Raw genomic sequence first — 25,438 nt, 5'->3', positions numbered from 1 at the left:
CGAGAACGTGCCTAATCTTAAGGACCTGAAAAACCGGATCGCGTCGGTCAAATCGACCCGCAAGATCACCAAGGCCATGCAAATGGTCGCGGCCGCAAAACTGCGCCGCGCCCAGGACGCAGCCGAGGCATCGCGCCCCTATACCGAACGTTTCAACGCCGTGATGGCGCAATTGGCGGCATCGGTGGGCGGGGCAGAAGGTGCGCCGAAATTGCTGTCCGGCACGGGCAGCGATCAGGTGCATCTGCTGGTCGTGATGACAGCCGAACGCGGGCTTTGCGGTGGTTTCAACAGCAACATTTCCCGGCTGGCGAAAATCCGTGCGCAGAAACTGCAATCCGAAGGCAAGACCGTCAAGATCCTGACCGTCGGCAAGAAAGGCCGCGATTCGCTGAAACGCGATTTCGGCAGCCTGTTTGTCGGCCATGTCGATCTGTCTGGCGTGAAACGGCTGGGCTATGTCAACGCGCAGGAAATTGCGCGCGATGTGCTGGCACGCTTTGACGCGGGCGAATTCGATGTCGCGACGATTTTCTTCGCACGCTTTGAAAACGTCGTGTCGCAGCATCCGACCGCCCAGCAGATCATCCCTGCCAAATTCGATCAGGCCGCTGATGCGGATGTGACGCTTTACGATTACGAACCCGGAGAGGAAGAAATCCTTGCCGATCTGTTGCCGCGCGGTGTGGCAACGGCGATTTTCAGCGCCCTGCTGGAAAATGCTGCCTCGGAACAGGGCGCGCGGATGTCCGCCATGGACAACGCCACCCGCAACGCAGGCGAGATGATCGACAAGCTGACCATCCAATACAACCGTTCGCGTCAGGCCGTCATCACGAATGAGCTGATTGAAATCATTTCGGGCGCGGAAGCGCTCTAGACCCCGGAGAAAACAACTATGGCAAATGCAAAAGGCAAGATCACGCAGGTCATCGGCGCGGTCGTTGACGTGCAGTTCACCGATCACCTGCCGGAAATTCTGAACGCGCTGATCACCGACAACAACGGCAAAAAGCTGGTGCTGGAAGTGGCGCAGCACCTTGGCGAAAACACCGTCCGCGCCATCGCGATGGACAGCACCGAAGGTCTGGTGCGCGGTCAGGAAGTCATTGACCAAGACGGCACGATCACCGTGCCCGTGGGCGATGCGACCCTTGGCCGGATCATGAACGTGGTCGGTGAACCGATCGACGAAAAAGGCCCGATTGGCGAGACCGAGCGCCGCTCGATCCACGCCGATGCGCCACCTTTTGAAGCACAATCCACCGCATCCGAAGTGCTGGTCACAGGCATCAAGGTTATCGACCTGCTGGCCCCCTACGCCAAAGGCGGCAAGATCGGCCTGTTCGGCGGTGCCGGTGTCGGCAAGACCGTTCTAATTCAGGAACTGATCAACAACATCGCCAAGGTGCACTCTGGCTATTCCGTGTTCGCGGGCGTCGGTGAACGGACCCGTGAAGGTAATGACCTTTACTACGAATTCATCGAATCCGGCGTTATCAACGCCGACGATCTGACCAAATCCAAAGTGGCGCTGGTCTATGGCCAGATGAACGAACCACCGGGTGCGCGTATGCGTGTGGCCCTGTCCGGCCTGACCATGGCGGAATCCTTCCGTGACCAATCGGGTTCTGACGTGTTGTTCTTCGTCGACAACATCTTCCGCTTTACCCAAGCCGGTTCGGAAGTGTCGGCACTGTTGGGCCGTATCCCGTCTGCCGTGGGCTATCAGCCGACGCTGGCGACTGACATGGGCCAGATGCAGGAACGGATCACCTCGACCAAGACCGGGTCAATCACATCGGTGCAGGCGATCTATGTGCCCGCCGACGACTTGACCGACCCTGCACCTGCGACATCCTTTGCGCACCTTGACGCGACAACCAACCTCAACCGTGCAATTTCCGAAAAAGGGATTTACCCGGCTGTTGACCCGCTCGATTCCACATCGCGTCTGCTGGACCCGAAAATCGTGGGTGACGAGCATTACAAGGTCGCCACCGATGTGCAGCAGATCCTGCAGCGCTACAAATCCTTGCAGGATATCATCGCAATCCTTGGCATGGACGAATTGTCTGAAGAGGACAAACTGACCGTGGCCCGCGCGCGCAAGATCGAACGCTTCCTGTCGCAGCCTTTCGACGTGGCCGAGGTGTTCACCGGGTCGCCCGGCGTTCAGGTGCCATTGGAAGACACGATTGCATCGTTCAAGGCTGTTGTCGCCGGCGAATATGACCACCTGCCCGAAGGCGCGTTCCTGATGGTCGGTGGCATCGAAGACGTGAAGGCCAAGGCCGCGAAAATGGCTGCGGCCGCCGCTTAAGGAGAGCTGCCGATATGGCAAATCTACAATTCGATCTCGTCTCGCCCGAGCGCCGCTTGGCCTCGGTCGTGGCGACCGAGGTGCGCATTCCCGCTGTCGAAGGTGACATGACAGCCATGGCGAACCATGTGCCCACGATCACAACCCTGCGCCCCGGCCTGTTGGCCGTGGTGCATGCGGGCGGGACTGACGAATATGTCGTGTCCGGCGGCTTTGCCGAAATCAACGCGGAATCGGTATCGGTTTTGGCTGAACAGGCCCTTCCCCGCGGGGAAGTTTCTCAGGAGATATTCGATCAGATGGTCGCCGATGCGCAGAATGCCCTGACCGCAGCACAGGCCGACACCGATGGTGACGGCAGCCGCGCGGTGGATGCTGCGAAAGTGCTGACCGATACACTCGCGATTGGCACGGCCATCGGGTTGACCGCAAAGGTCTGATCCGACCAGACAAACAAATAGGCCCCGGTTGTGACACCGGGGCCTTTTGCGTTTCAGCCGGTCCTATTCGGCGGCATAAAGCCCTTCGTAGATCGGACCCAGCGTCTTGTGATCGAACAGCGACGACACGGATGTGCCATTGGCGGTGTTCAGGATCGCCTGCGCGAACATCGGTGCGGTCGGCACGATGCGGATATTGGCGCAGCCCCGCACGGCGGCATTGGGCGCAATCGTGTCGGTGATCACGAGGCTTTTCATCACCGATTTGGAAATCCGGTCCACCGCCGGGCCGGACAGCACGCCGTGGGTGATATAGGAATGCACCTCTTTCGCGCCGTTTTCCATCAGGACTTCGGCGGCTTTGCAGAGCGTGCCCGCAGTATCGACGATATCATCGACAATCACGCAGACCTTGTCTTTCACCTCACCGATCACGGTCATTTCGGCCACTTCGCCGGGTTTGCCACGCCGTTTATCGACGATGGACAAAGGCGCGTCGATCCGCTGCGCCAGATCGCGGGCGCGGGCCACACCACCGACATCGGGGGAGACGATCATCACATCCTCCATCCGGTCGCGGAAATGGTGCTTCGCATCCAAAGCGTAGATCGGCGAGGCATAGAGGTTATCGACCGGAATATCGAAAAAACCCTGAATTTGCGTTGCATGCAAATCCAGGGTCAGGACACGTTCGATACCGGCTTCGACCAGCATATTGGCCACCAGTTTGGCGGTGATCGGCGTGCGCGCCTTGGACCGGCGATCCTGCCGCGCATAGCCGAAATAGGGGATCACGGCGGTGATGCGCGCGGCGGATGACCGGCGCAGCGCATCGGCAATGATCAGTAATTCCATCAGATTGTCATTGGCGGGGTTCGAGGTGGGCTGGATGATGAACATATCCTCGCCCCGGACGTTCTCAAACACTTCGACGAAGATTTCGCCATCGTTGAACCGTTCGACCCTTGCGTCGACAAGGCTGACGTCGCGGCCCCGGTGCATCGACATCCGGCGGGCGATGGCGGTGGCCAAAGGCAGATTGGCATTCCCGGATATCAGCTTGGGTTCCATAATTGTCGGCATGGGGGTGGGTCCTTTGGCAGCTGGGGACATGACGCCGGTGTAACAGATTCGCGGCGTTGACACCGCCTAGCACAGGCTTACCGTCGCGCCTAGATTTGCCAGACCGAAGGATGACCAAAATGCCGCATATTGATTACTACTTCGCGACGATGTCGCCCTATACCTACCTCTGCGGCCTGCGCCCGCAAGAGATTGCCCGCAGCCATGGCGCAACGCTTGCCTATCGCCCGTTGGATATCATGGCGCTGTTTGCCCGCACCGGCGGCCTGCCGCCCAAGGACCGGCACCCCAACCGGCAGGCATACCGTCTGCAGGATCTGCAGCGCCGCGCGGCTGTGGCGGGTTTCCCTTTGAACGTGAAGCCTGCCTTCTGGCCAACCAATCCGGCGCCATCGTCCTTTGCGATCATCGCAGCACAGAACAGCGGTGCCGATGTCGGCGACCTGGTTCATGCGATCACCCGCGCCTGCTGGGCGGAGGAGCGTGATATCAGTCAGGATGATGTGATCCGCGATTGTCTGCAATCGGTCGGCCTCGACCCTGCGCTGGTGGATCGCGATATGATGACCAGTGCGGATACCTATGCGCAGAATCTGGAACATGCGGTGCTGGCGGGGGCCTTTGGCGCGCCGTTCTTCATCACCGACTCCGATGCAAGGTTCTGGGGCGAGGATCGTTTGACCGATCTGGACCTGCATCTGTCCGGCAAGATCTGATGCATCAGGTGAGCGTGGGCCATGGCGCGCCGGTCGTCATGGTTCATTGCATGTTGGGGCGGCATGACAGCCTGCTGCCCTTGGTTGGCGCGATTGGCGGGCGTGCGACTTTGTTCGATCTGCCCGGCCATGGCCGCAGCCCGGATTGGGATGGCGCGCCCTATCAGGCGCAAGCCGCGGCGATGGCGGCAGATTGTTGCGATGGGCCGACCCACGTGATCGGGCATTCCTTTGGCGCGACGGTCGCCCTGCGGCTGGCGGTGGAACGTCCTGATTTGGTGAACCGGCTGACGCTGATTGAGCCGGTCTATTTCGCCGCCGCCCGTGGGACCGTGGAACATGACGCGCATGTGGCGGGGTTCCGGCCCTTTGTTGCGTCGATGGAGGCGGGGCGGCATGAAGACGCCGCCGCGCTGTTTAACGACCTTTGGGGCGCGCAGCCGTGGGGCAAAATCCCGCCACGCACGCAGGTCTATCTGGTGGACCGCATTCCTTTGGTCGCGGCCAGTGGACCTGAGATTGAGGACGATCCGGCAGACATCACCTCTGCCCCGCTGGATATTCCGGTGGCGCTGATCAGGGGCGCGGACAGCCCGCCGGTGATCGGTGCGATTCATGCGGGGCTGATGCGGCATATGACGCAAGCCACGGATCATGTGGTGCCCGGGGCAGGGCATATGCTACCCCTGACCCATACAGATCAGGTTGCGGCGATTATCCGTGCAGCAGGGTCAGGAATTGGCTAACGCCATCTGCCGTCATCGACCAATCGGTGACAAGGCGGGCGGTCAGCATTTCATCCGGATCGCCTGCGTCAGGATCGCCGGACATCACGTAATAGACCGCACCTGATGCCAGCATCCGTTGGTGTTCGCGGCGTGGCATGTCGAAGAAGATGATATTGGCCTGTGGGTCGAACAGCATCTGCGCCGCATTATGGACGCGTAACCCTTCCGCCAGTTGCGCTGTGCGGGCATTGGCCTTGCGTGCCAGATCCAGCCAGAGATCATCGGCAAGATAGGCCTGCATCTGGGCGGACAGATAGCGGTGTTTCGACAACAGATGCCCGCCGCGTTTGCGCCGGTATTCGAATTCCTGCGCCAGTTTCGGGTCGAAGATCACACAAGCCTCGACCCCGACAGCGCCGTTCTTGGTGCCGCCAAAACTGACCGCGTCGATGCCGGATTTCCAAGTCATCTCGGCAGGTGTGCAATCCAGTGCGACCAGCGCATTGGCGAAACGTGCGCCGTCCAGATGGGTGGCGAGGTTGAATTCACGCGCGACCTCGGTCAGCGATTTGATCTCATCCAGCGTATAGAGGGTGCCTTTTTCCGTCACCTGTGTCAGTGACACAGGCCCCCTTTGTGGCCCATGCACACCGCGGGTTTCTTCGCCGCTGATCTTGCTGCGCAGGGCGGCGGCGGTCATTTTGCCTGCCTCGGCGGGGACGAGGGTCAGCTTGGCTTGGGTGTAGAATTCGGGCGCGTTGCATTCGTCTTCGTGGATATGCGCGACATCGGTGCAGAAAATCGTTTGCCACGGCTGGCACATTGTCGCGAGTAGCAGCGAATTGGCAGAGGTGCCGTTGATCACCAGAAAGACGGCGGCATCCGGTGCCTCGAACACATCGCGGATTTGCTGGCGGACCTCTGCCATGATCGGATCAGCGCCATAGCCCATGGCATAGCCAGCATTGGCTTTCACCAAAGCGTCCATGATCGCGGGATGGGCGGGGCCGGCGTTGTCAGAGGCGAAATACATTTAAAGTGGTTCCTCGATTATGTAATCTTCCCAATCGTCTTCGTCGATCTCGAATTCCGGGACGGTCATGCCTTGGACGGACACGCCCGCGCGGTGCACGGATTGCGGATCGCCCGACACCAGCGGGTGCCAGTGAAACAGATCGCGGCCTTCGGCGACGAGGCGATAGGCGCAGGTCTGCGGCAGCCAATACATATTCTCAGCCAAGGTCTTGGGCGTCAGGACGATACATTCGGGGACGAATTGATGCCGGATCGCGTAATTGGCGCAAAGGCAGCTTTCATTGTCCAGCAACCGGCAGGCGACGCGGGTCATCGCGACCTCGCCGGTGTCTTCATCCTCCAGCTTGTTCAGGCAGCATTTGCCGCAGCCGTCACACAGCGCCTCCCATTCGCGCTTGTTCAGCTTGTCCATGGGTTTGTTGGCCCAGAAGCGGGGGGGCAGGCCGTCGCGGGCGATCGGGTCAGACATGGGTCAGGATGTCCCGCGCCGTGGCGCAATCGGCGTCCATCTGGGTGATCAGCGCGTCGAGGCTGTCGAATTTCAATTCGGGCCGCAGGTAATCGACCAAAGCGACGGAAAGATGCGCGCCGTAAAGGTCGCCTTTGAAATCAAAGATAAAAGTTTCGCAATTCGGGACGTTTTCACCGAACATCGGGCGGACACCGATGGAGGCGGCACCGATATATTGCCCGCGATGCGCGCCGTCGAGCACGTTGACCTTGACCGCATAGACTCCGAATTTCGGCGGATGCAGCCCGGTGATCGACATATTAGCGGTGGGATAGCCCAGTTCGCGCCCGCGCTGGTCGCCGCGGATGACTGCGCCCTCGATCCGGTGCCAATGGCCCAGCATCGCGGCGGCGTCGCGGGGGCGGCCATCGGTCAAGGCGGCGCGGATCGCGGTGGAGGAAATGTTGTCGCCCGCGATGGCCATCAATGGGGCAATTGTGACGCCGAAACCCATTTCTGCGCCGAAGGCCTGCAGATCGGCGACGGTGCCTTTGCGGTCCTTGCCGAAGCAGAAATCAGCGCCGACGACGACGTGGACCAGCCCCAGTTGGTCATGGATGACCTTTTGCGCGAATGCGCGGGGTGTCAGGCTGGCAAGGGCTTCGTTGAAGGGGACTTCATACAGTTTATCCACGCCCAGTTTTGCCAGACGGTTGGCGCGCGCTTCGGCATTCATCAGGCGGAAAGGGCCGGTGTCGCGGCCAAAATAGCTGCGCGGATGCGGCTCAAAGGTCATGATTCCAAGCGGTGCGCCAATCGCCGTGGCGGCCTCGCGCGCAAGGTCAATCACCGCGCGGTGGCCCAGATGCACACCGTCGAAATTGCCGATGGCGGCGGCGGCGCCACGGTCGGCTGGGTCAATGAAAACGCTGTCGCGGATGATCTGCATGGGCTTGCGTAACCTGCCCGTCCGGGGGGTGCAAGATCAGTCGAACTTGCGTGACGGGGCCAGCACGACGGCATCGCCGGTCAGCACCTTTTTGTCATTCACGATGCAGCGGGTGTTCATCGTCACGCGGCGGCGGGAATGGTCGATCTCGGTCACTTCAACCTCTGCCAACACCAGATCGCCGGGGCGGACGGGGGCGAGGAATTTCAGGCTTTGCCCCAGATAGACCGTTCCGTGGCCGGGCAATTGTTCGCCGATCACGGCAGAAACCAGCCCCGCCGTCAGCATCCCATGCGCGATGCGCCCGCCAAAGATCGTGTCCTGCGCGTAATCTTCGTCCAGATGGACAGGGTTACGGTCGGTCGATACCTCGGCGAACATCTCGATATCGCGGTCGGTGATCACCTTGGACAGGGACCGGACCATGCCGATTTCGATATCTTCGATACAGATCGTGCCGCGCGGTGCATTGTCCAACATTTCCAGCCCTTCAGGTAACAAAAAATCAGGTATCGGAGTTATATTGAAATTTAATTACTTTGCGGGCGCAGAAAAATCAAGGGGTTTAGCGTAAAAACCCAATCGCATAGGTCGCGGTGGTCTGCGCCTTGGTCAGGAATTGCTCCAGCGCCGCAGGCTCGGGTTGGTCTGTGGTGCGTGTTTCAGCCGCAGCCAGACCGCCGGTGATGAACAGAACATCGATCTGTTCCTGCACGCCACCCAGCACATCGGTGTTCACCCCGTCGCCGATGGCGATGATCCGAGGATCTTCGGGCAGATCGTCCAGCTTTTCCATGCGGCGCCGTGCCAGATCATAGATCGGCGGATGCGGTTTGCCGAAATAGAGGCTTTCGCCGCCCATTTCAGTATAAAGTGCGGCCAAAGCCCCGGCGCACCATTCCCGCACCTCGCCCCGGTCCACGACGATATCGGGATTGGCGCAGAGCAGTTTGAGGCCCTTTTGCTTGGCATAAAGGAAATCGGCACGGTTCACGGCGATATCGGCCAAGGGGTCGAAGGGGCCGCAGCAGACGATGCCTTCGGCCTGATCCAATGGCACGGTCTGGATGTTCACCGGGTTGTCGATAACCCGCAGCGGCGTGAAGAATTCGTCATCGCGCGGGCTTTCGCCCATGAAATAGACCTTTTCCCCGACGATGCCGCGAAACATCGCCGCGCGCGCACTGTCGCCTGACGTGGCGATGGCATCCCAGCAATCCTCGGAAACGCCCATGTCGAAAATCTGCCGCGCGACCGATTCCCAAGGGCGGGGGGAATTGGTGACAAGCACCACCTTACCCCCCTGCGCGCGGAAGGATTGCATGGCGGCGACGGCCTCGGGGAAGGCCGCGATCCCGTTGTGCATACAGCCCCAGAGATCGACAAAGGCCACGTCATATTGATCCGCAATCGCGGCGAAATTGTCGATGATCTGGGTCATGTCAGGCTTTCAGAGTTTCAGGCCGGGAATGATCTGCAATTTGCGGCTCATCACGCCGGGCAGGACGACGCTGTCGCCGGTGACGGTCGCGTCAAAGGATTTTTCCGCCAGCGTTTTGGTCAGGTCGTTGGGGATCAGCATGGTGGCTTCTTCGTTCAGGATATCGACGATGAAGAGCAGGACCTGATCGACGCCATCTTCGGCAGCCACGGCGGGCATGGCGGCCATCAGCGCCTCTTTCCGGTCGAGGACCACTTTGGGCGATGTGGTTTCCAGAACAGAGACGCGGAATTTGGTGTCGCCGACGGCATATTCCTTGCTGTCCATGCGCAGAAGTTCCGCGTCAGAGAAGGCGGAAACATCGGATTTTGCGGCGAACATTTCATCCGCATAGGCATTCAGGTCCAGACCGAGGTCCTTGGCCAATGTTTCGGCCAGTTCCTTGTCCACCGGCGTTGTGGTGGGCGAGCGGAAGGCAAGCGTGTCGGACAGGATGCAGGACAGCATCAGACCCTTGATCGCTTCGGGCATATGCCCCGCATGTTCGCCCATCATCTGATGCATGATCGTCGCGGTGCAAGCGAGCGGGCGGATGGTGATGTTGATCGGGGTTTTGGTTTCCAGACCGCCGACCAGTTTGTGGTGGTCAATGATTGCCACGATATCGGCACTGTTGATCCCGGCGGGCAGTTCGGCGGGGTTGTTGGTGTCAACGATCACGCATTTCTGGTCAGCGGCGACATCGCTGATGACTTCTGGCAGATCGAAACCCCAGCGTTTGGCGGCGAAGGCAGCCTCTGTATTGGGCTGGCCGAGCAGGACCGCCTTGGCGCTGATACCGGTATGGTTCAGGAACCATTCCCAGATCAGTGGTGATCCGGTGCTGTCGGTATCGGGGGATTTGTGGCCAAAAACGAGCGTTGTCATATAAGCGACTTTCATTGGATGCAGATTTGGCCCGTATATAGAAGCCATGGCAGGCCCTGTCACCCCATGCAATCTTTGTTATATTCGCGTTTCATGACACCAGCGCAGGTTTCCGCCATGCCCCTAACCCCCGAACCCCGCCTGCGCGAAGCGGATATGTATCCGCCCATCAAAGCCTATCTGCAACGGCAGGGCTATGATGTGAAAGGTGAGGTGGGTGCGGCAGATATCGTCGCCCGGCGCGGCGATGATCTGCTGGTGGTGGAGCTGAAACTGGGGTTTTCGCTGACCTTGTTGCAGCAGGCGGTGGACAGGCTGGCGCTGACCGATCTGGTCTATGTCGCCGTGCCTGCGGGTGGCAGGGCCAAGGCGATGGCGGCGAATGTGAAACTGGCCCGTAGGATCGGGTTTGGCGTGATCACTGTCCGGTTGCGTGACGGGTTTGTCGAGGTTTTGGCCGATCCCGGCCCCTATGCGGCGAAACAATCCAAGCCCAAACGCGCGCGGCTGTTGCGCGCGTTTGAGCGGTTGCAGGGTGATCCCAATGCGGGCGGTGCCACGCGTCACGGCATTGTCACCGGCTACCGACAGGACGCCCTGCGCTGCGCGCGGTTTCTGGCGGTGCATGGTCCGTCGCAAGGCGCGAAGGTGAAACAATGGGCCGAGGTGCCGCAGGCAACGCGGATCATGGCGGATGATCATTATGGCTGGTTTTGCCGGGTGGCGCGCGGGGTGTATGATTTGACCCCGGCGGGTCGGAAAGGGTTGGCGGATTTCGGGGATGAGGGTGCGGGATAGAAAAGATTTTAGCCTCCGGCGGGGATATTTATGCTCGGAAGATGCGGTTCAGTAGCGTCTTTGCAGCTCCCAACCGTCATTTTCCAGAAACTGCAGCACGCCTTCTTCGCCGATCAGATGGGCTGCGCCAAAGGCGGCGACGATGGTGTCGTGGTCCGTCATCGCCTCGGCGATCACGGGCATCCAGTCGCGGTTGCGTTGGTAAAGTAGCGCCTCGGCCATATCTGCAAAGGCTGTGGCACCCAGTTCCGGGTCAAGGCCGGGGGTGTCGCTGGCCGCGATCCGGGACATTTCCCACAGCTGCCCGATCTGACCGCTGAAATAGCTGTCGAGCATGGCGACAAACATCTGTTCCTGCATGTCCGGGCTGATCAGGCTGAGCCGCAGCATGTCGATCTGATCGTCCATGGAGAGGGTCTGAAAGATGTCGAACAATGTGGTCATCGGTTCGAGCGCCTGCATCGGCACATCATTTTCCTGCGCCAATGTGCTGATCATCCCGTCCAGCCCGTCAACCCCGCTGGTCAGCCCTGCCATTGCGCAGGGCGGGATGGCGAGGATGATCGACAGATACCAAGGCTGCATCTGTGCTGCCATGAAACCCGGCACGCCGCGATCGGTGGAGGCGGCAGAAAGCAGCGCCCATGTGTCGTTGTCGAGCAGCTCGGGCAGGGTCGGCCCGTTGGTGATCAGGACCATATCGGGCTGATCGGCCAGCAATATTTCCAACGCGCGCTGGTCGTCGGGGGTCGCTTCGAGCAGGACCAGATCGGCGGCGCTGATGTCCTGACTGATCATATCGTAGACGGGCACCAGCCGCGGGTCAAAGATATGCATCGTGCCGACAAGCGTGATCGCCTGTCCATCACGGGTGGCGTCCCAGATCAGCCCTTCGGCAAAGGGCATGTCGGCAGTCGCCTGGTCAAGCTCTGCCCGCTGGTCGTCGCGCAACAGGTCAAGATAGCTTGTGCCGGTGCATTGCGCCGCGGCATGGCTGGCGGTCAGAAACAGGGCGGCAGTGGTCATCGCGCGCAGCAGCATCGGCATATCCTTTGGGTCTGGTGATGCGACCTTACGCGCTGACAGAGCGGGGTCAATTGTCACGCAGGCGATGATGCGCGCTATTCAGACCAGCAGTTCCGCCATCGCATCGGGATCGACAATCTCGATCCGCTGGCGCGCGGCGCTGATCACGCCCTGGCGTGACAGGCGGCTGATCGAGCGGCTGACCATTTCCCGGCTTGTCCCGATGTAGCCGGCAATTTCGGCATGGGTCGGGGCAGGGTCCAGCATCGTGCCGGGCGAGGCTGCACCTTGTCCCGCAGCCAGACGCAGGATGTAGGCGCAGACTCTTTGTTCGACGCTTAGCGTGGCCATTTCGACATTGCGTTCGGTCAGGGACCTGATCCGTGCCGCCAGCCCGCCCGCCACCTTGCGGCGGATCGCTGGTACCGCGTCAAACAGTGCCAGAAAGGTGGTGCGCTGCATCGCCAGCAGGGTCGCATCGGTCTTTGCCAGAACCGCGAGCGAGCGTGGCAACCCGTCGATTGCGGCAAGCTCGCCAAAATATTCGCCGGTAGAAAAGCGCGAAATCACGATCTCGCGCCCGTCGGGGGTGTGCAGCACCGCAAGCAGGCGGCCCGAAAGCAGGAAGTACAGACCAAAGGACCGGTCCTGCTGGTCAAAGATCGTCTGCCATGCCTGCACACGCTGTTCTGTCACGGCCAGCGGGATATTCGCGAGATCAGTTGAGGACAGGCCATCGAACAGCGGCAGCTGATATGACAAAAGCTGTTCTGGAGTCATATGGGGACCATCGTGCGGCACGCCATTGGCGTGTCATGTCGCACGCCTTTGGCGGGTAAGGGCTGGGGTAGCCAGTGCATATGGTGGGGGTCTCCTCCGTGCAACTATAGACAGGATACGCGGAGTTCCAAGTCAGCATCCTCCAATCCATCCTCGGACTGTAGCGGGTTGGCCGGTTGACGTGACCAGGGCGCGGCGACGTTGACTGACAAAACCGGCGGATTGCCGGCCCGGGCGGTCAGGCCGATCTGGCCGTGCAGGGTCATCCCCGGAGGGGCCGGATGGGTCTGTTGCAGCAAGGCTGCATAGCCCCGCATGCGACGGCCACCGCAGGCCATGACTCGCTGAAAAGATTTGTCATCATTGCCAAAAAGCTCTTTCGCGGCAAGAAAGACAGTCAGTTCTGGCGGCTGACCCGGCGTCTTGGCGGCAAAGCTGAAGCCGAGGTTGGTCGCCGGAAATGGGTCTTTTGTGCCTATCTCTGCCAACCCGTCAATCGCCATCGCGAGCCAGTCGGGGGCCACACCCGAAATATCCGCCAGTGGCGGCAGATGGTGCCTTGTCGCGCCAAAGATGGTACCATGCAGGCTCAGCGCACCGCTTTTGCCATCATAGCTGAGCATGGTCAGGTGCAACGGCTGGTCGATCAGCGCCAGACCTGCACCGACTTCCGGCATCAGATGTCTGGCAAGGCCAGCCCCTTGGGCGGGCAGTTCAACCAATAATACCGTGTCGCATCTGTCGCCGGTGTGGGTGATCTGCAGCCGGGCGCCATAGGTCAGCGGACCTCTGGCTTGCGCCAAGGCGATAATGTCGCACAGAATTGGGTCGGGCGGCGTGCCGCCCAATGCTGCCATCGCAGCACAGGCTTTGTTCAATCGTCTTGTTGGGGCGGTGGCCGGATCATCAACCTCGACGGTCACGCGAAGCGCGTTTTGGCCTGCGCGAAACATTATTTCGGCGGGGGAGCCCGTGTTGGTCAGCGGGCTGGGCTGCCAATCCGCCCAACCAGAATAATCCATGGCGCCAACGTTATGCAGAATGCGTTCGACGGCGTCGCCCGCTCTGCCTTCACCTCGTAAGAACCAGCACCAAAGAGCGTCCTCACTTGGCAGGACAGGATCGAAAAAATTTCTCATAATACAACGCGAAACAATAAATTAACTGCTGAACACTATTCCGTGATTGTGGTTTTTCTTTGTGCGTTTTGACACAAAGTAAAATATTTTCAAAAGTCGGCTTTCGTATAATTGTTTTGTAAAACGTTTACGGTGCCTCAATCCCAATTGCATTTTCCAATTCCCGGATTAGACGGTTTTCCTCTTCAGCCTTTGGTTTGGAGAATCCTGCCAGCAGCAGATAGGCAACCGGCGTCAGGTAGAGAGTCGAGAGCGTCGCAAGCCCCAGCCCACCGACAATGACCCAGCCCAAAGCCTCGCGCGCTTCGGCGCCCGCGCCAAAGGACAGAATCAGCGGCACGCCGCCCAGCACGGTTGAGATCATGGTCATCATCACCGGCCGCAGACGCACATTGCTGGCGTTCTGGATCGCATCGCGGATCGTTTCGCCGCGGTCGCGCAGTTGATTGGCGAATTCGACGATCAGGATACCGTTCTTGGCCATGATCCCGATCAGCATGACCAGCCCGATCTGGCTGTAAAGGTTCAGGCTCAGATCCGTGAGGACCAGCGCAATCATCGCGCAGGCGATGCCCAAAGGCACCGTGGCCATGACGACGATGGCTGAGATAAAGCTTTCAAACTGTGCCGAAAGCACCAGAAACACGACTAAAAGTGCAAATCCGAAGGTCAGGAGCAAGCCTGATGATGTTTCGTCCAAAGTCGCCGCCTCGGCCAGCGGCACGATCTGGTTTTGCGGTTCCAGCACATCATCCGCGATGCGCTGTGCTTCGGCCAAAGCGGCACCAAGCGCTATGTCAGATGTCAGGCCGGCGGAAATTTCGACCGACCGGTTCTGCCCTTCACGTTCCAACTCAGGCGCGACGGCGCGTTCTTCGAGGCTGACAAAGGTGGACAGCGGCACCATCTGGCCGTCCTGTGCCTGCACAAAGACGTTTTCGAGGTCACCTGGATCATTCACCGGTGTCGTCGTGGCCAGCATCTGAATGTCATAGCTGGTGTCGTCGATGAACACCGTGCCAACGCTGCGCCCGTCTAGTACGGCGCGCAAAGCATCACCAAGGCCGGTGATATCAATCCCCAGATCGGATGCGCGGGTGCGGTCTATTTCGATAAAAAGCTGCGGTTGCGTGGTTTCATATTCCAGCCGGACCTGCCCGAAATCGGGGTTTTCCTGCATTTGCGCGACCAATTCTTCGGCCACAGTCTGCAATTGGTCATAATCATTGCCTGTCACCGCAAAGGTCAGCCCGCGCCCGGCGCCGCGAATACCCAGTGAATTGGGCTGAATCGCGAAAGCGCGCACGCCAATCACATTGCGCAAAGCGCTGTTGATGTCGGCCACGATTTCTTGCTGGCTGCGGTCGCGGTCGTTCCAATCGGCCAGCGACATGACCATGAAGCCCCGCGAGCCCGAGCCGGTGCCAGAGATGGAAAACAGGTTCACGATCTCACCGCTGTCGCGTAGAGGTTGGATCAGATCCTCGATCTCGCGCATTTTGGCGGCAGTATATTCCAGTGATACGCCTTGCGGGGCTGAAATGCTCAGAAGGGCGGTTGCGCGGTCTTCGGGTGGGGTCAGTTCCTGGCGGATGCCGGTGGCCATCATCGCGGCGGTTGCGGCAAAGAGGACCGCGACGATGACGATGACGACAGGGTAATTCAGCGCCCCACGCAGGGTGGTGGCATAAAACGCCGCCAGCTTATCCCCGATCCAGCCGAACAAGCCGCCACTTTTGCCGGGATCACCCATATCTTCGCGCAGCAACCGGCTGGCCAGCACCGGGCAAAGGCTGAGCGCGACGATGGAGGACAGGCCGACCGCAAAGGCCAGCGTAAAGCCGAATTCGCGGAACAGCCCGCCCGCCTGACCCGGCAGAAAGGACAGCGGGATGAACACGGCGGCCAATGTGGCGGTGGTTGTGACAACGGCAAAGAACACCTCTTGCGTGCCCAAAACCGCAGCGGCGCGGGGGCCCATGCCTTCGCCCCGGCGGCGCACGATGTTTTCCAACACGACGATGGCGTCATCCACGACCATGCCGGTCGCCAGCACCAGCGCCAGCAGCGTCAGGATATTGACCGAAAAACCGACCATATAGATCGCGGCGATTGTCCCGATGAGCGCGACCGGAATGGTCAGCACCGGGATCAGCGTGGCGCGAAAATCGCGCAGGAAGATGAAGATCACCACAACCACAATGGCAACGGCCATCAGCAGCGTTTTCAACACTTCCTCAATCGAGCCGCTGATGAAAATGGCATCGTCCGAAGTAATAAAGATACTCACATCGTCAGGCAGGGTCTGACGCAGGTTTTCAACCGCTTCCTGCACCCCTGCGGAAATCGCAAGCGTGTTGCTGGTCGCCTGCCGCACGACGCCAAGGCCCAGCCCGGTTTCGCCATTCGCCCGCAGGATCGATTCATTCGGGGCAGGGCCCAAGGTCACCTGCGCCACATCGCCGACGCGGACATTCTCGGCGATCACCAGATCCTCGAACGCTTCGGGCGTGCCGACGGCGGCGGTGGTGCGGACGTTGATGGACTGGCGGTCGCCGGACAAATCGCCCGCAGGGGCATCATAGGCGACATTCGCCAAAGTGTTGCGCAGATCGGCCAAGGTTAGGCCCCGGCTGGCAAGTTCCATCAGGTTGATATCGATACGAAAAATCGGCGTCCGCTCGCCATAGACTTGCAGATCGGCGACCCCGTCGATGGAGATCAGCTGGTCTTCCACCTCTTCATTGACGAGCCTTGTCAGGTCCTGCGCGCTGCGGGTGGAGGAGGTGACAGCGATCCGCACGACAGGCTGGGCGTCAGCATCGGCCTTGACGATGCGCGGCGTTTCTGCCCCGTCGGGCAGGCTGTTGGTGATCCGGGCGACGGCATCGCGCACATCCGTCGCGGCGACGTCGATGTCGGCATCGCTGGCGAATTCCAGCGTGACCCGGCTGCTGCCGAACCGCGAGGTGGAGGAGATTGATTGCACACCGGCGACGCGACCGACCGCCCCTTCGATCCGGCCGGTGACCTCCTGATCCACGGTTTCAGGCGAGGCGCCGGCAAAATCGGTCGAGACGGAAATAACCGGACGGTCGACATTGGGCAATTCACGGACCTCGACCCCGACAAGGCTGGCCAGACCCGCGATGATGATCAACGCGCTGAGAACGAAAGCAAGGATCGGTCGGCGGACGAACAGCGCTGTGCCTGAATATCCGGCTTTTTCGGCAGTCTGCTGTTTCATCAGTGGCTTCCTTTCAGGCGATCAAAGTTCGCGCAACGCGCCGTTCTGTGCTGTTGACCCGGTCTGCACGGCAGTATCGGTGACGATGTCGACGGGCGCGCCGGGGCGCAGGTTCTGCACCCCTTCGATGATCACCAGATCGCCGGGGGACAGATCACCTTCGACAACGACGCTGTCGCTGTTGCGTTGACGGATGGTCACGGGGACACGGCGGGCCTCATCCTCTTCGGCGACCCAGATGTAAGACCCGTCGCCTGCCCATTGGATCGCCAGCGGATCGACGGCGGGCAGGTCTTCGCCCGGAAAAGACAGGCTGACGGAAAAGGCCTGACCAGCACGCAAACGATCATCTTCGTTGTCCAGTCTGCCTTGCACACGCAGCGTCCGGCTGGCGCGGTCGACCACGTTATCAAGCGCTGCAATTTCGCCCTGCATCACCTGATCAGGGCGCGATAGCGGGGTCACATCAATGACCATGCCGATGGACAGATCGTTGATATAGCGTTCCGGCACGCGGAAATCGATTTGCAGGCTGGACCGGTCGGTGATCACGGCAATCGGTTCTTGTGCGCCGATCCGGTCGCCCTGACCTGCATCCAACAGCCCGACCCAGCCGCTGATCGGGGCGGTGATGCGCCGCTGTTGCAGATCAAATTCGGCTTGTTCAACTTCCAGTTCGGCTGTGCGCAGCGCGAGTTCGGCGGCACGGATGCTTGCCCCCGCGACAGTGCCGGATGATCCAAGCTGGCTGATGCGGTCAAATTCATCAGTCACATCGGTCAGCATCAGCCGCGCCCGTTCGACGGCAATCTGTTCGGCGGCATCATCCATCTGGGCGACCAGTGCGCCTTGTTCGACATAGCTGCCGGGGGCGATAGGCAGATCGCTGATGATACCCGTGGTGACCGACCGGATCGTCACGGTCTGCGCCGCACGCCCATCGCCGATGGCCGACACACGGGCATTGACCTGACCGGCGGTGGCTGGGGCCACAACGACTTGCGTTGCGCCGTCACCAAAGCCGCGCGCCTGATCCTCTTCCACTGCGGGTGGGTCTATCCCGATCAGGTTGTAAAATCCGATCCGGTCCAGATAGGGGGCGGCGGATGGCACGTAAATTGCCCATATGGCAAAGGTGACGACAATGGCGAGGCCGCCTAGAACAAGCTGTTTCACCAAATTCATGCCAATTCCCGTTAGGTCAAGATGAGAGAAAAATCGTCGTCGTCCCAGCGATATAGCGCCCGGTTTCGGGAACCCAAGCAAAAAACCGTGAACGCGGCGTATCGGGCCGCAGATGGGGGCATTTGCAGCGCGCCTGCCTAGCCTTGCATCAGTTTCGGCAGATCGCCGCTCAGCCCCGCCGCTTGCCGCATGAAGCCGCGCCGCAGCCTAGGCGCGCCGTTGATCAGGCCCATGCCGATATCGCGCGCGGCGCGGAGCAGCGGGTTGTCGTTGGAAAACAGCCGGTTGAATGTGTCGGTGGCGAGCGCCAGCGTTGCTGTGTCGAGCCGCCGCCATGCCTGATAGCGCGCGAGCGTCTGGCCGCTGCCGATATCCTCGCCCCGGCTGCGCGCTGTGGTCAGCACATCGGCGAGGGCGGCGACATCGCGCAGGCCCGCGTTCAGGCCCTGCCCGGCAATCGGGTGGATGCCATGTGCGGCATCGCCGATCAGCGCGATACGATCCGCGATCAGGCTGTTGGCCAGCGTCAGGTTCAAAGGATAGCTGAATCGCGCGCCGGTCAGGCTGATCTGGCCGAGGAAACTGCCGAAGGCGGGTTTCAATGCGTCAAGGAAATCCGCATTGTTCAAGGCCATCAGGGTCTTGGCGCGGGCGGTTTTTTCGCTCCACACAATCGAACTGCGGTTTTCGGTCAGCGGCAGGATCGCTAAAGGGCCCGCGGGCATGAAGAATTGATGCGCGATGCCATGATGCGGTTTGTCATGCGCCACGGCGCAGACAACGGCGGTCTGCCCATAATCCCAGCCGGTGCGCTTGATCCCGGCACGTTCGGCAGTGCCGCTTTTGCGGCCGTCTGATCCGATCAGCAATGTGGCTTCGCGTGTTTCGCCGGACGCCAGCGTGACGGTCACACCGCCGGGTGTCACCGTTTGGCCGACCACGGTTTCACCGGCCAGATGCGTGATCCTTTCGTCCGTTGCCATCGCGTCAAGAAAAGCACGGCGCAGGTGCCGGTCCTCGACGAGATAGCCCATCGGGCCTTCCTCGATCTCGGCATGGTCGAAATGCATCATCCAGGGGCTGGGGCCTTCGCCCACGCGACCGTCGGTGACCTTGATTTCCAGCATCGGCTGGGCTTTGGCGGCGATCACCGGCCAGATGCCGATGCCGCGCAACAGCCGCATCGAGGTCAGCGCCAGCGCGTAACTGCGCCCGTCAAAATCGGGGTCTTTGTGGACCGGGACCGGCAGGCTGTCGATCACTGTCACGGTGAAACCGGCCTGTGCTGCTGCCAATGCCAAGGCGGGTCCGTTCAACCCGCCGCCCACGATGATGATATCATTCTTCATGCGGTTCAATATGCGCCCCCACGCGGGATTGTCCATGCGCCTTTGCGCCGCTAGGGTCCCGCCAAACAGGAGTATGAATATGCAAGACTGGCGCTGGCAGACTGCCGCCGATCTGGGACGGGGCATTGCCACAGGAACAATTGATCCCGTCGCATTGACCGAGGCCTATCTGGACGCCATCGACGCCCATGAATACCGCGACCGCATTTATGCCCGCGTCACGCATGACCGCGCGCGGGCCGAGGCGAAAGCCGCCTCAGAGCGGGCCGCATCCGGGTTCCGCCGCGGGCCTCTGGATGGTGTGCCGGTGTCGTGGAAAGACCTGTTCGACAGCGCCGGGATCGGGACCGAGGCGGGGACCGCGCTGATGGCGGGCCGTGTGCCGGAGCGTGATGCCGTGGTGTTGGAACATGCGACAGCGGCGGGGCTGGTCTGTCTGGGCAAGACGCATATGTCCGAGATCGCCTTTTCCGGTCTCGGCCTGAACCCGATCACCGCGACCTCGCCCTGTGTGAATGACGTGAATGCCGTGGCGGGGGGATCATCCTCGGGGGCAGCTGCCTCGGTCGCGTTCGGCCTCGCAGCGGCGGGGATCGGCACGGATACCGGCGGGTCGGTGCGGATACCGGCGGCGTGGAATGATCTGGTCGGGTTGAAAACCAGCCACGGGCTTTTGTCGCTGGAAGGTGTCGTGCCCTTGTGTCTGACCTTCGATACGGTCGGGCCTTTGTGCCGGTCGGTCGAGGATGCGGCTTTGTTGTTGGCGGCTTTGGCAGGGGCAAAGCCTGTTGATCTGGCTGGCGTCGAGCTGCGCGGTGTGCGGCTGATGGTGCTGGATACGATCGCGCCCGATGATGTGCGCGACGTGCCGCGCGCGGCGTTTGAAGGCGCGGTGGCGCGGTTGAAGGCCGCTGGCGCGCAGATCGAGCACCGCTATTTTTCGCAATTGTTTGATGCGTTCAACGTCGCGGGCAATCTTTATGCCGCCGAAAGCTATGGCTGGTGGCGCGATTTGGTCGAGGCGCATCCTGAAAAGATGTTCCCGCAGATATTGGAACGCGTGCGGGGTGGCAAAACCGTGTCCGGCCCGGATTTCGTGGCGGGCTGGAATGTCTTGCGCGGCATCCGCAAGGAATACGCCGCCGAGACCGCGCAATTCGACGCGGTGATCATGCCGACCGCGCCGCTGTTGCCGCCGAATGCAGAACGGTTGTTGACGGATGACGCCTATTACAAATCCGAGAATTTGCTGGCCTTGCGCAATACAAGGGTAGCGAATTTGCTGGATGTCTGTTCGATCACCTTGCCGGTGGGTGTGCCGTCCTGTGGGATCACGTTCAACGGGCAGAACGGGTCAGAGGCGCAGTTGCTGCGTTTGGCGGCAGCGGCGGCGCGGGTTTTGGGGTAAGCACCCAAAAAGATTTTATGCCTCCGGCGGGGATATTTAGGCTCGGACGATGGGCAGGAATGGTCTGAAAAGCCACAAATTCCCGCCAAAGCGTGGCGGGTGCTGGACACAAGCGCCTTGGCTGCGTTAGTTTGCAATCAAAGCGGGGCGAAATGATCCCGCGAATTGAGGCAGTTATGGATTTTCCCGCGCGGTTTTCGGACCTTCCGGTTGCGACTTGGCCACGCCTGCGTGCGCTTTTGGACGTGCCGACCACAGCCCCTGACGTCATCAACATGACGATCGGCGAGCCGCGCCATGCCTTTCCCGCCTTTGTTGGTCCGCTGCTGGAGGCGCATCTGGCGGGCTTCAATTCCTATCCCAGCAATGAAGGGCAGGCCGATTTACTGGCCGCAATGGCGGGGTTTTTGCAGCGCCGCTATGGGCTTGAGGTCTCAACTGATCAAATCATCGCGCTGAATGGCACGCGTGAAGGGCTTTATAATGCCGCGATGGCGTTGTGCCCTGAGACGAAGAATGGCCCGCGCCCGGTCGTGCTGACGCCCAATCCGTTTTATCCGGTTTATGGCGTCGCTGCTTTGTCGGTGGGGGCAGAGCCGGTTTATGTGGCGGCCACTGCCGAGACCGGGCATCTGCCTGATTTTGCCAGCCTGCCGGTGGATGTTTTGCGCCGCACGGCGATTGCCTATGTCTGTTCGCCCGCCAATCCGCAGGGCGCTGTGGCGTCAGAAGGTTATTGGCGCGATCTGATCACCTTGGCCGAAGAGCATGATTTCATGATCTTCGCTGATGAATGCTATTCCGAGATTTACCGCGAAGCTCCGCCCCCCGGTGCGCTGGAAATTGCTACCAAGATGGGTGCTGACCCGGACCGTGTGCTGATTTTTCAATCCTTGTCGAAACGGTCAAACCTGCCGGGCTTGCGGTGCGGTTTCGCTGCCGGTGGGCTGAAGTCGGTGGCGCGCCTGCGCCAGCTACGTGCCTTTGCCGGCGCGCCTTTGCCGGGGCCGCTGCAATCGGTCGCTGCTGCCGTCTGGGCGGATGAAGGCCATGTGGTGGAAAACCGCGCGCTTTATCACCGTAAGTATGAGATCGCCGATGAGATCCTTGGGCATGTGCCCGGCTATCAGTCGCCGCAGGCGGGGTTTTTCCTGTGGCTGGCGGTAGATGATGGCGAGGCGGCGGCGGTCAAGCTGTGGCAGGAGACCGGCGTGCGGGTGCTGCCGGGCGCGTATCTGAGCCGTGATGTCGCGGGTGAAAACCCCGGTGCAGGCTATATCCGGGTCGCCCTGGTGGCACCGACACAGGAAATGCAGCGCGGTCTGACTTTGATCCGCGATTGTTTGTATTAAGAGGGGACACGACATGGCGTCATATCAGTCACGGCAGCGCGATCCGCTTTTTGACAGCAATACGCAGGCCGCACTGGAAAAGCGCAGCCGCGAATTGGTTGGCATCGCGCTGATCATTGCGGGTGCGCTTTTTGCCGTGGTGATCGGGACCTATTCGCCGGATGACCCCAGCTGGATTTCCGCGACCGATGCGCCGGTGCAGAACTGGCTGGGCCATTTCGGCGCGTCGATGGCTGCCCCGTTGATGATGGTGATCGGACTCGGGGCCTGGGTCATTGCCGCGACGCTGATTGCGGCGGGCGGGCGGTTTGTGTTCCATTACGGGCAAGAACGCGTGATCGGGCGGGCGATGTTCGCGCCGGTCGGCGTTGTCGTCGCGTCAATCTATGCCGCGACGGTCACACCCGGCGCGGATTGGCCTGCCAATTTCGGCATGGGGGGGCTGTTTGGCGATACCGTGCTGGGCGTGTTGCTGACGATCCTGCCCTTTGGCACGGTCTTCGGGGTGAAGCTGCTGTCCTTCCTCGCCGCTGTCCTGCTGGTGGTGTTGATGACGTTCCTTTTGGGCTTTACCCGGCCTGAACTGCGCAAAGGGTTGCGCTTTGCCATGCTTGGCACGGTGTTGATCTATGATTTCATGTTGCGGCTGGTGGGCAAGGGCGCTGTCCTGTCCGCCCAAGGCGCGCAGGCGGCCACCGCTGCGGTGCAGGCGCGGCGCAATCAAGCCAAGGCGTTTCATGATCCCTATGCCAGTGATGTGCCGGTCGAGCGGCCCAAGCCTTTGACCTCGCCCGATTTTGAAAGCCGCTTGCGGGCGGCGGCTGTTGTGAGGCCGCAGCCCACATTCTATGGTGAAGAACCGCAGATGACACCGGCGGCTATTCCCGCAGCACCACCGCCTTTGGCGGCACCCGCACGCCATACACCGGCAGAGCCTGCGCCCAGCAGTGGCGGGTTCCTGTCTGGCTTGTTGCGCCGCAATGAGCCGATGCCGGAACCGGAACTGGTCACGCGCGAGCCACGGCTGACCGCCGATGAACCGGCCCCCGATACCGCCCGCGTCTCTGCCCGCATCGCCGATGCGATCCGCAGCCGTGCTGTGCCGCCATCGCCGACTGGTGTGCGGATCGAACCGTCGCTGACGGCTGGGCGTGGCCCGAAACCCTTGGTCTATGCGCCTTATCCGCCGCTGGTGACGCCGGAGCCGGACGAGGATGAGGCGGTGTTCGAGGATGATATCGCCTTTGAGGATGACATCCCATTCGAAGACGACGACGCGCCGCGCATGGCCACGCCCCATGTGCCGATCCCGCCGGCGCATATCCCCGCGGCACCGCCGATGATGGAACCGCGCAATGTGGTCCAGCATCCGGTCAAACGCCCGGTGCAGCCATCGCGACAGGCCGTGGCCGAGGCGCAGCCAGCGTTGAAATTCGAAGACCCCTATGCCGATTATGAACGCCCGCCCTTGTCGCTTCTGACCAACCCGGCAGAGATCACCCGCCTGCATCTGAGCGACGAGTCGCTCAGCGAAAACGCCCGGATGCTGGAAAGCGTGCTGGATGATTACGGCGTGAAGGGCGAGATTGTCGCCGTCCGCCCCGGCCCTGTCGTGACGATGTATGAACTCGAACCCGCGCCGGGCCTGAAAGCCAGCCGCGTCATCGGCCTTGCCGATGATATCGCGCGGTCGATGTCCGCGCTGTCGGCGCGTGTGTCCACCGTGCCGGGCCGGTCGGTCATCGGGATCGAATTGCCCAATGAGGTGCGCGAAAAGGTCGTGCTCCGCGAAATCCTGTCGCATCGCGATTTCGGTGACAGCAACCAGAAACTGCCGCTTGCCTTGGGCAAAGATATCGGTGGGGAACCGATCATCGCCAATCTGGCGAAAATGCCGCACCTGTTGATCGCGGGGACCACCGGGTCGGGTAAATCCGTGGCCATCAACACGATGATCCTGTCGCTGCTCTATAAGCTGACGCCGCAGGAATGCCGGATGATCATGATCGACCCCAAGATGCTGGAACTGTCCGTCTATGACGGCATCCCGCATCTGTTGTCGCCTGTCGTGACCGACCCGAAAAAGGCGGTCGTTGCCTTGAAATGGGTCGTTGGCGAGATGGAAGAACGCTATCGCAAGATGTCCAAGATGGGCGTGCGCAATATCGACGGCTTTAACGGCCGCGTGAAAGACGCGCTGGATAAAGGCGAGATGTTCAGCCGCACCGTCCAGACCGGATTTGATGACGAGACCGGCGATCCGATTTTCGAGACCGAGGAATTCCAGCCCGAAGTCCTGCCCTATATCGTGGTCATCGTGGACGAGATGGCCGATCTGATGATGGTCGCGGGCAAGGAAATCGAGGCTTGCATTCAGCGCCTTGCACAGATGGCGCGGGCCTCGGGTATCCACCTGATCATGGCGACGCAGCGGCCTTCTGTCGATGTCATTACCGGCACGATCAAGGCGAACTTTCCCACAAGGATTTCGTTTCAGGTGACGTCGAAAATCGACAGCCGCACGATCCTCGGGGAAATGGGCGCCGAACAACTGCTGGGCATGGGCGATATGCTGTATATGGCGGGCGGGTCGAAGATCATGCGCGTCCATGGCCCCTTTGTCAGCGATGAAGAGGTTGAAGAGATCGTGAATCACCTCAAAGGCTTCGGTCCGCCGGAATATATGTCCGGGGTGGTCGAAGGCCCGTCAGACGATCAGGAAAGCAGCATCGATCTGGTGCTGGGTCTGGGCGACGGGTCCGATCTGGAAAACGCGCTGTATGACACGGCAGTGGCTATTGTGATCAAGGACCGCAAATGTTCCACCAGCTATATCCAGCGCAAACTGGCAATCGGCTATAACAAAGCCGCCCGTCTGGTCGAGCAGATGGAAGATGAAGGCGTGGTCAGCTCCGCGAACCATGTGGGCAAGCGCGAGATTTTGGTGCCGGAGCAGCATTGAGAGGGAGCGGGTGGGCCAACGCGTTTTTAGTTGACGACTGCTAAGAGCCCATATTGCAATTTGTTTGCCGCGCAGCGAAAGCCGGGTTTTCTCAAGGGG

22 protein-coding genes are annotated in these 25,438 nt (G+C 60.8%); 9 read left to right on the top strand and 13 right to left on the bottom strand.

Annotated elements, in window-relative coordinates; translation table 11 throughout:
- Positions 1-7 precede the first annotated feature (7 nt).
- Genes VOY09_RS11685 through VOY09_RS11675 form a run of 3 tightly spaced genes read left to right on the top strand, consistent with a single transcriptional unit; the run spans position 8 to position 2,763 of the window.
- On the top strand, positions 8-880 hold the full coding sequence (locus tag VOY09_RS11685) for a F0F1 ATP synthase subunit gamma (RefSeq protein WP_322894988.1): 873 nt from the start codon (positions 8-10) through the stop codon (positions 878-880).
- 18 nt (positions 881-898) lie between these two features.
- A complete protein-coding gene (gene atpD / locus VOY09_RS11680) occupies positions 899-2,323 on the top strand; it encodes a F0F1 ATP synthase subunit beta (protein ID WP_322894987.1) in 1,425 nt (474 codons plus the stop codon).
- A 14-nt stretch (positions 2,324-2,337) separates the two neighbouring features.
- Complete coding sequence (locus tag VOY09_RS11675) at positions 2,338-2,763, top strand: F0F1 ATP synthase subunit epsilon (protein ID WP_322894986.1); 426 nt, start codon at positions 2,338-2,340, stop codon at positions 2,761-2,763.
- Positions 2,764-2,826: 63 nt separating this feature from the next.
- On the opposite strand, the gene VOY09_RS11670 is transcribed toward VOY09_RS11675, so the two are convergent.
- Positions 2,827-3,846 carry a ribose-phosphate pyrophosphokinase gene (locus tag VOY09_RS11670; RefSeq protein ID WP_322894985.1) on the bottom strand — a complete coding sequence of 340 codons (1,020 nt, stop codon included), beginning with the start codon at positions 3,844-3,846 and terminating at the stop codon, positions 2,827-2,829.
- A gap of 119 nt (positions 3,847-3,965) precedes the next feature.
- Between VOY09_RS11670 and VOY09_RS11665 the strand changes: the two genes are divergently transcribed.
- Positions 3,966-4,562, top strand: a complete 597-nt coding sequence (locus VOY09_RS11665) for a 2-hydroxychromene-2-carboxylate isomerase (protein WP_322894984.1) — start codon at positions 3,966-3,968, stop codon at positions 4,560-4,562.
- Entirely contained in the window at positions 4,562-5,308 is a 747-nt protein-coding gene (locus VOY09_RS11660) for an alpha/beta hydrolase (RefSeq protein WP_322894983.1), read from the top strand. The genes VOY09_RS11665 and VOY09_RS11660 overlap by 1 nt, the downstream gene beginning before the upstream one ends.
- Here VOY09_RS11660 and VOY09_RS11655 read toward each other — a convergent pair.
- The 6 genes from VOY09_RS11655 to VOY09_RS11630 form a co-directional block, all read right to left on the bottom strand.
- On the bottom strand, positions 5,277-6,323 hold the full coding sequence (locus tag VOY09_RS11655; protein ID WP_322894982.1) for a threonine aldolase family protein: 1,047 nt from the start codon (positions 6,321-6,323) through the stop codon (positions 5,277-5,279). The genes VOY09_RS11660 and VOY09_RS11655 overlap by 32 nt on opposite strands.
- Positions 6,324-6,794: a YcgN family cysteine cluster protein gene (locus VOY09_RS11650; protein ID WP_322894981.1), complete on the bottom strand. Its 471-nt coding sequence runs from the start codon at positions 6,792-6,794 to the stop codon at positions 6,324-6,326. It lies immediately after the preceding gene.
- Positions 6,787-7,725, bottom strand: coding sequence for a bifunctional riboflavin kinase/FAD synthetase (locus VOY09_RS11645; protein ID WP_322894980.1), 939 nt, complete (start codon positions 7,723-7,725; stop codon positions 6,787-6,789). Before VOY09_RS11645 ends, VOY09_RS11650 begins: the two co-directional genes overlap by 8 nt.
- Before the next feature lie 36 nt (positions 7,726-7,761).
- Positions 7,762-8,205, bottom strand: a complete 444-nt coding sequence (locus VOY09_RS11640; protein ID WP_322894979.1) for a MaoC family dehydratase — start codon at positions 8,203-8,205, stop codon at positions 7,762-7,764.
- Positions 8,206-8,290: 85 nt separating this feature from the next.
- The gene (locus VOY09_RS11635) at positions 8,291-9,166 is read right to left on the bottom strand and encodes a TIGR01459 family HAD-type hydrolase (RefSeq protein ID WP_322894978.1); all 876 of its coding nucleotides are present in this window, start codon (positions 9,164-9,166) and stop codon (positions 8,291-8,293) included.
- Positions 9,167-9,175: 9 nt separating this feature from the next.
- Complete coding sequence (locus VOY09_RS11630) at positions 9,176-10,093, bottom strand: manganese-dependent inorganic pyrophosphatase (protein ID WP_322894977.1); 918 nt, start codon at positions 10,091-10,093, stop codon at positions 9,176-9,178.
- A gap of 117 nt (positions 10,094-10,210) precedes the next feature.
- On the opposite strand from VOY09_RS11630, the gene VOY09_RS11625 reads away from it, so the two are divergent.
- Positions 10,211-10,891, top strand: coding sequence for a DUF2161 domain-containing phosphodiesterase (locus tag VOY09_RS11625; protein WP_322894976.1), 681 nt, complete (start codon positions 10,211-10,213; stop codon positions 10,889-10,891).
- Positions 10,892-10,939: 48 nt separating this feature from the next.
- Here VOY09_RS11625 and VOY09_RS11620 read toward each other — a convergent pair whose 3' ends face one another.
- The 6 genes from VOY09_RS11620 to VOY09_RS11595 all read right to left on the bottom strand — a co-directional run bounded on the left by VOY09_RS11620 (position 10,940) and on the right by VOY09_RS11595 (position 19,653).
- Positions 10,940-11,932, bottom strand: a complete 993-nt coding sequence (locus VOY09_RS11620; protein WP_322894975.1) for a TraB/GumN family protein — start codon at positions 11,930-11,932, stop codon at positions 10,940-10,942.
- Between the two features lie 84 nt (positions 11,933-12,016).
- The gene (locus tag VOY09_RS11615) at positions 12,017-12,697 is read right to left on the bottom strand and encodes a Crp/Fnr family transcriptional regulator (protein WP_322894974.1); all 681 of its coding nucleotides are present in this window, start codon (positions 12,695-12,697) and stop codon (positions 12,017-12,019) included.
- Between the two features lie 104 nt (positions 12,698-12,801).
- On the bottom strand, positions 12,802-13,719 hold the full coding sequence (locus VOY09_RS11610) for a hypothetical protein (RefSeq protein ID WP_322894973.1): 918 nt from the start codon (positions 13,717-13,719) through the stop codon (positions 12,802-12,804).
- A 244-nt stretch (positions 13,720-13,963) separates the two neighbouring features.
- The gene (locus tag VOY09_RS11605; protein WP_322894972.1) at positions 13,964-17,083 is read right to left on the bottom strand and encodes an efflux RND transporter permease subunit; all 3,120 of its coding nucleotides are present in this window, start codon (positions 17,081-17,083) and stop codon (positions 13,964-13,966) included.
- A gap of 21 nt (positions 17,084-17,104) precedes the next feature.
- The gene (locus tag VOY09_RS11600; RefSeq protein ID WP_322894971.1) at positions 17,105-18,268 is read right to left on the bottom strand and encodes an efflux RND transporter periplasmic adaptor subunit; all 1,164 of its coding nucleotides are present in this window, start codon (positions 18,266-18,268) and stop codon (positions 17,105-17,107) included.
- A gap of 137 nt (positions 18,269-18,405) precedes the next feature.
- The gene (locus tag VOY09_RS11595; protein WP_322894970.1) at positions 18,406-19,653 is read right to left on the bottom strand and encodes a UbiH/UbiF/VisC/COQ6 family ubiquinone biosynthesis hydroxylase; all 1,248 of its coding nucleotides are present in this window, start codon (positions 19,651-19,653) and stop codon (positions 18,406-18,408) included.
- A 43-nt stretch (positions 19,654-19,696) separates the two neighbouring features.
- Here VOY09_RS11595 and VOY09_RS11590 point away from each other — a divergent pair, with 43 nt between their 5' ends.
- From VOY09_RS11590 to VOY09_RS11580, 3 genes are all read left to right on the top strand, one after another.
- On the top strand, positions 19,697-21,025 hold the full coding sequence (locus VOY09_RS11590) for an amidase (RefSeq protein WP_322894969.1): 1,329 nt from the start codon (positions 19,697-19,699) through the stop codon (positions 21,023-21,025).
- Between the two features lie 176 nt (positions 21,026-21,201).
- A complete protein-coding gene (locus tag VOY09_RS11585; protein WP_322895068.1) occupies positions 21,202-22,377 on the top strand; it encodes an aminotransferase class I/II-fold pyridoxal phosphate-dependent enzyme in 1,176 nt (391 codons plus the stop codon).
- A gap of 13 nt (positions 22,378-22,390) precedes the next feature.
- Complete coding sequence (locus VOY09_RS11580) at positions 22,391-25,339, top strand: DNA translocase FtsK (RefSeq protein WP_322894968.1); 2,949 nt, start codon at positions 22,391-22,393, stop codon at positions 25,337-25,339.
- Positions 25,340-25,438: the final 99 nt, after the last annotated feature.

Source organism: Yoonia sp. 67-2 (genome assembly GCF_035117555.1).
Classification (GTDB): domain Bacteria; phylum Pseudomonadota; class Alphaproteobacteria; order Rhodobacterales; family Rhodobacteraceae; genus Yoonia.
This window is presented reverse-complemented; position numbering and strand designations above follow the sequence as displayed.

Excerpts from the sequence above, each read along its gene's own strand:
- atpD (WP_322894987.1), top strand. The coding sequence starts at position 899 with ATGGCAAATGCAAAAGGCAAGATCACGCAGGTCATCGGCGCGGTCGTT.
- VOY09_RS11675 (WP_322894986.1), top strand. The coding sequence starts at position 2,338 with ATGGCAAATCTACAATTCGATCTCGTCTCGCCCGAGCGCCGCTTGGCC.
- VOY09_RS11670 (WP_322894985.1), bottom strand. The coding sequence starts at position 3,846 with ATGCCGACAATTATGGAACCCAAGCTGATATCCGGGAATGCCAATCTG.
- VOY09_RS11665 (WP_322894984.1), top strand. The coding sequence starts at position 3,966 with ATGCCGCATATTGATTACTACTTCGCGACGATGTCGCCCTATACCTAC.
- VOY09_RS11660 (WP_322894983.1), top strand. The coding sequence starts at position 4,562 with ATGCATCAGGTGAGCGTGGGCCATGGCGCGCCGGTCGTCATGGTTCAT.
- VOY09_RS11655 (WP_322894982.1), bottom strand. The coding sequence starts at position 6,323 with ATGTATTTCGCCTCTGACAACGCCGGCCCCGCCCATCCCGCGATCATG.
- VOY09_RS11650 (WP_322894981.1), bottom strand. The coding sequence starts at position 6,794 with ATGTCTGACCCGATCGCCCGCGACGGCCTGCCCCCCCGCTTCTGGGCC.
- VOY09_RS11645 (WP_322894980.1), bottom strand. The coding sequence starts at position 7,725 with ATGCAGATCATCCGCGACAGCGTTTTCATTGACCCAGCCGACCGTGGC.
- VOY09_RS11640 (WP_322894979.1), bottom strand. The coding sequence starts at position 8,205 with ATGTTGGACAATGCACCGCGCGGCACGATCTGTATCGAAGATATCGAA.
- VOY09_RS11635 (WP_322894978.1), bottom strand. The coding sequence starts at position 9,166 with ATGACCCAGATCATCGACAATTTCGCCGCGATTGCGGATCAATATGAC.
- VOY09_RS11630 (WP_322894977.1), bottom strand. The coding sequence starts at position 10,093 with ATGACAACGCTCGTTTTTGGCCACAAATCCCCCGATACCGACAGCACC.
- VOY09_RS11625 (WP_322894976.1), top strand. The coding sequence starts at position 10,211 with ATGCCCCTAACCCCCGAACCCCGCCTGCGCGAAGCGGATATGTATCCG.
- VOY09_RS11620 (WP_322894975.1), bottom strand. The coding sequence starts at position 11,932 with ATGCTGCTGCGCGCGATGACCACTGCCGCCCTGTTTCTGACCGCCAGC.
- VOY09_RS11615 (WP_322894974.1), bottom strand. The coding sequence starts at position 12,697 with ATGACTCCAGAACAGCTTTTGTCATATCAGCTGCCGCTGTTCGATGGC.
- VOY09_RS11610 (WP_322894973.1), bottom strand. The coding sequence starts at position 13,719 with ATGGATTATTCTGGTTGGGCGGATTGGCAGCCCAGCCCGCTGACCAAC.
- VOY09_RS11605 (WP_322894972.1), bottom strand. The coding sequence starts at position 17,083 with ATGAAACAGCAGACTGCCGAAAAAGCCGGATATTCAGGCACAGCGCTG.
- VOY09_RS11600 (WP_322894971.1), bottom strand. The coding sequence starts at position 18,268 with ATGAATTTGGTGAAACAGCTTGTTCTAGGCGGCCTCGCCATTGTCGTC.
- VOY09_RS11595 (WP_322894970.1), bottom strand. The coding sequence starts at position 19,653 with ATGGACAATCCCGCGTGGGGGCGCATATTGAACCGCATGAAGAATGAT.
- VOY09_RS11590 (WP_322894969.1), top strand. The coding sequence starts at position 19,697 with ATGCAAGACTGGCGCTGGCAGACTGCCGCCGATCTGGGACGGGGCATT.
- VOY09_RS11585 (WP_322895068.1), top strand. The coding sequence starts at position 21,202 with ATGGATTTTCCCGCGCGGTTTTCGGACCTTCCGGTTGCGACTTGGCCA.
- VOY09_RS11580 (WP_322894968.1), top strand. The coding sequence starts at position 22,391 with ATGGCGTCATATCAGTCACGGCAGCGCGATCCGCTTTTTGACAGCAAT.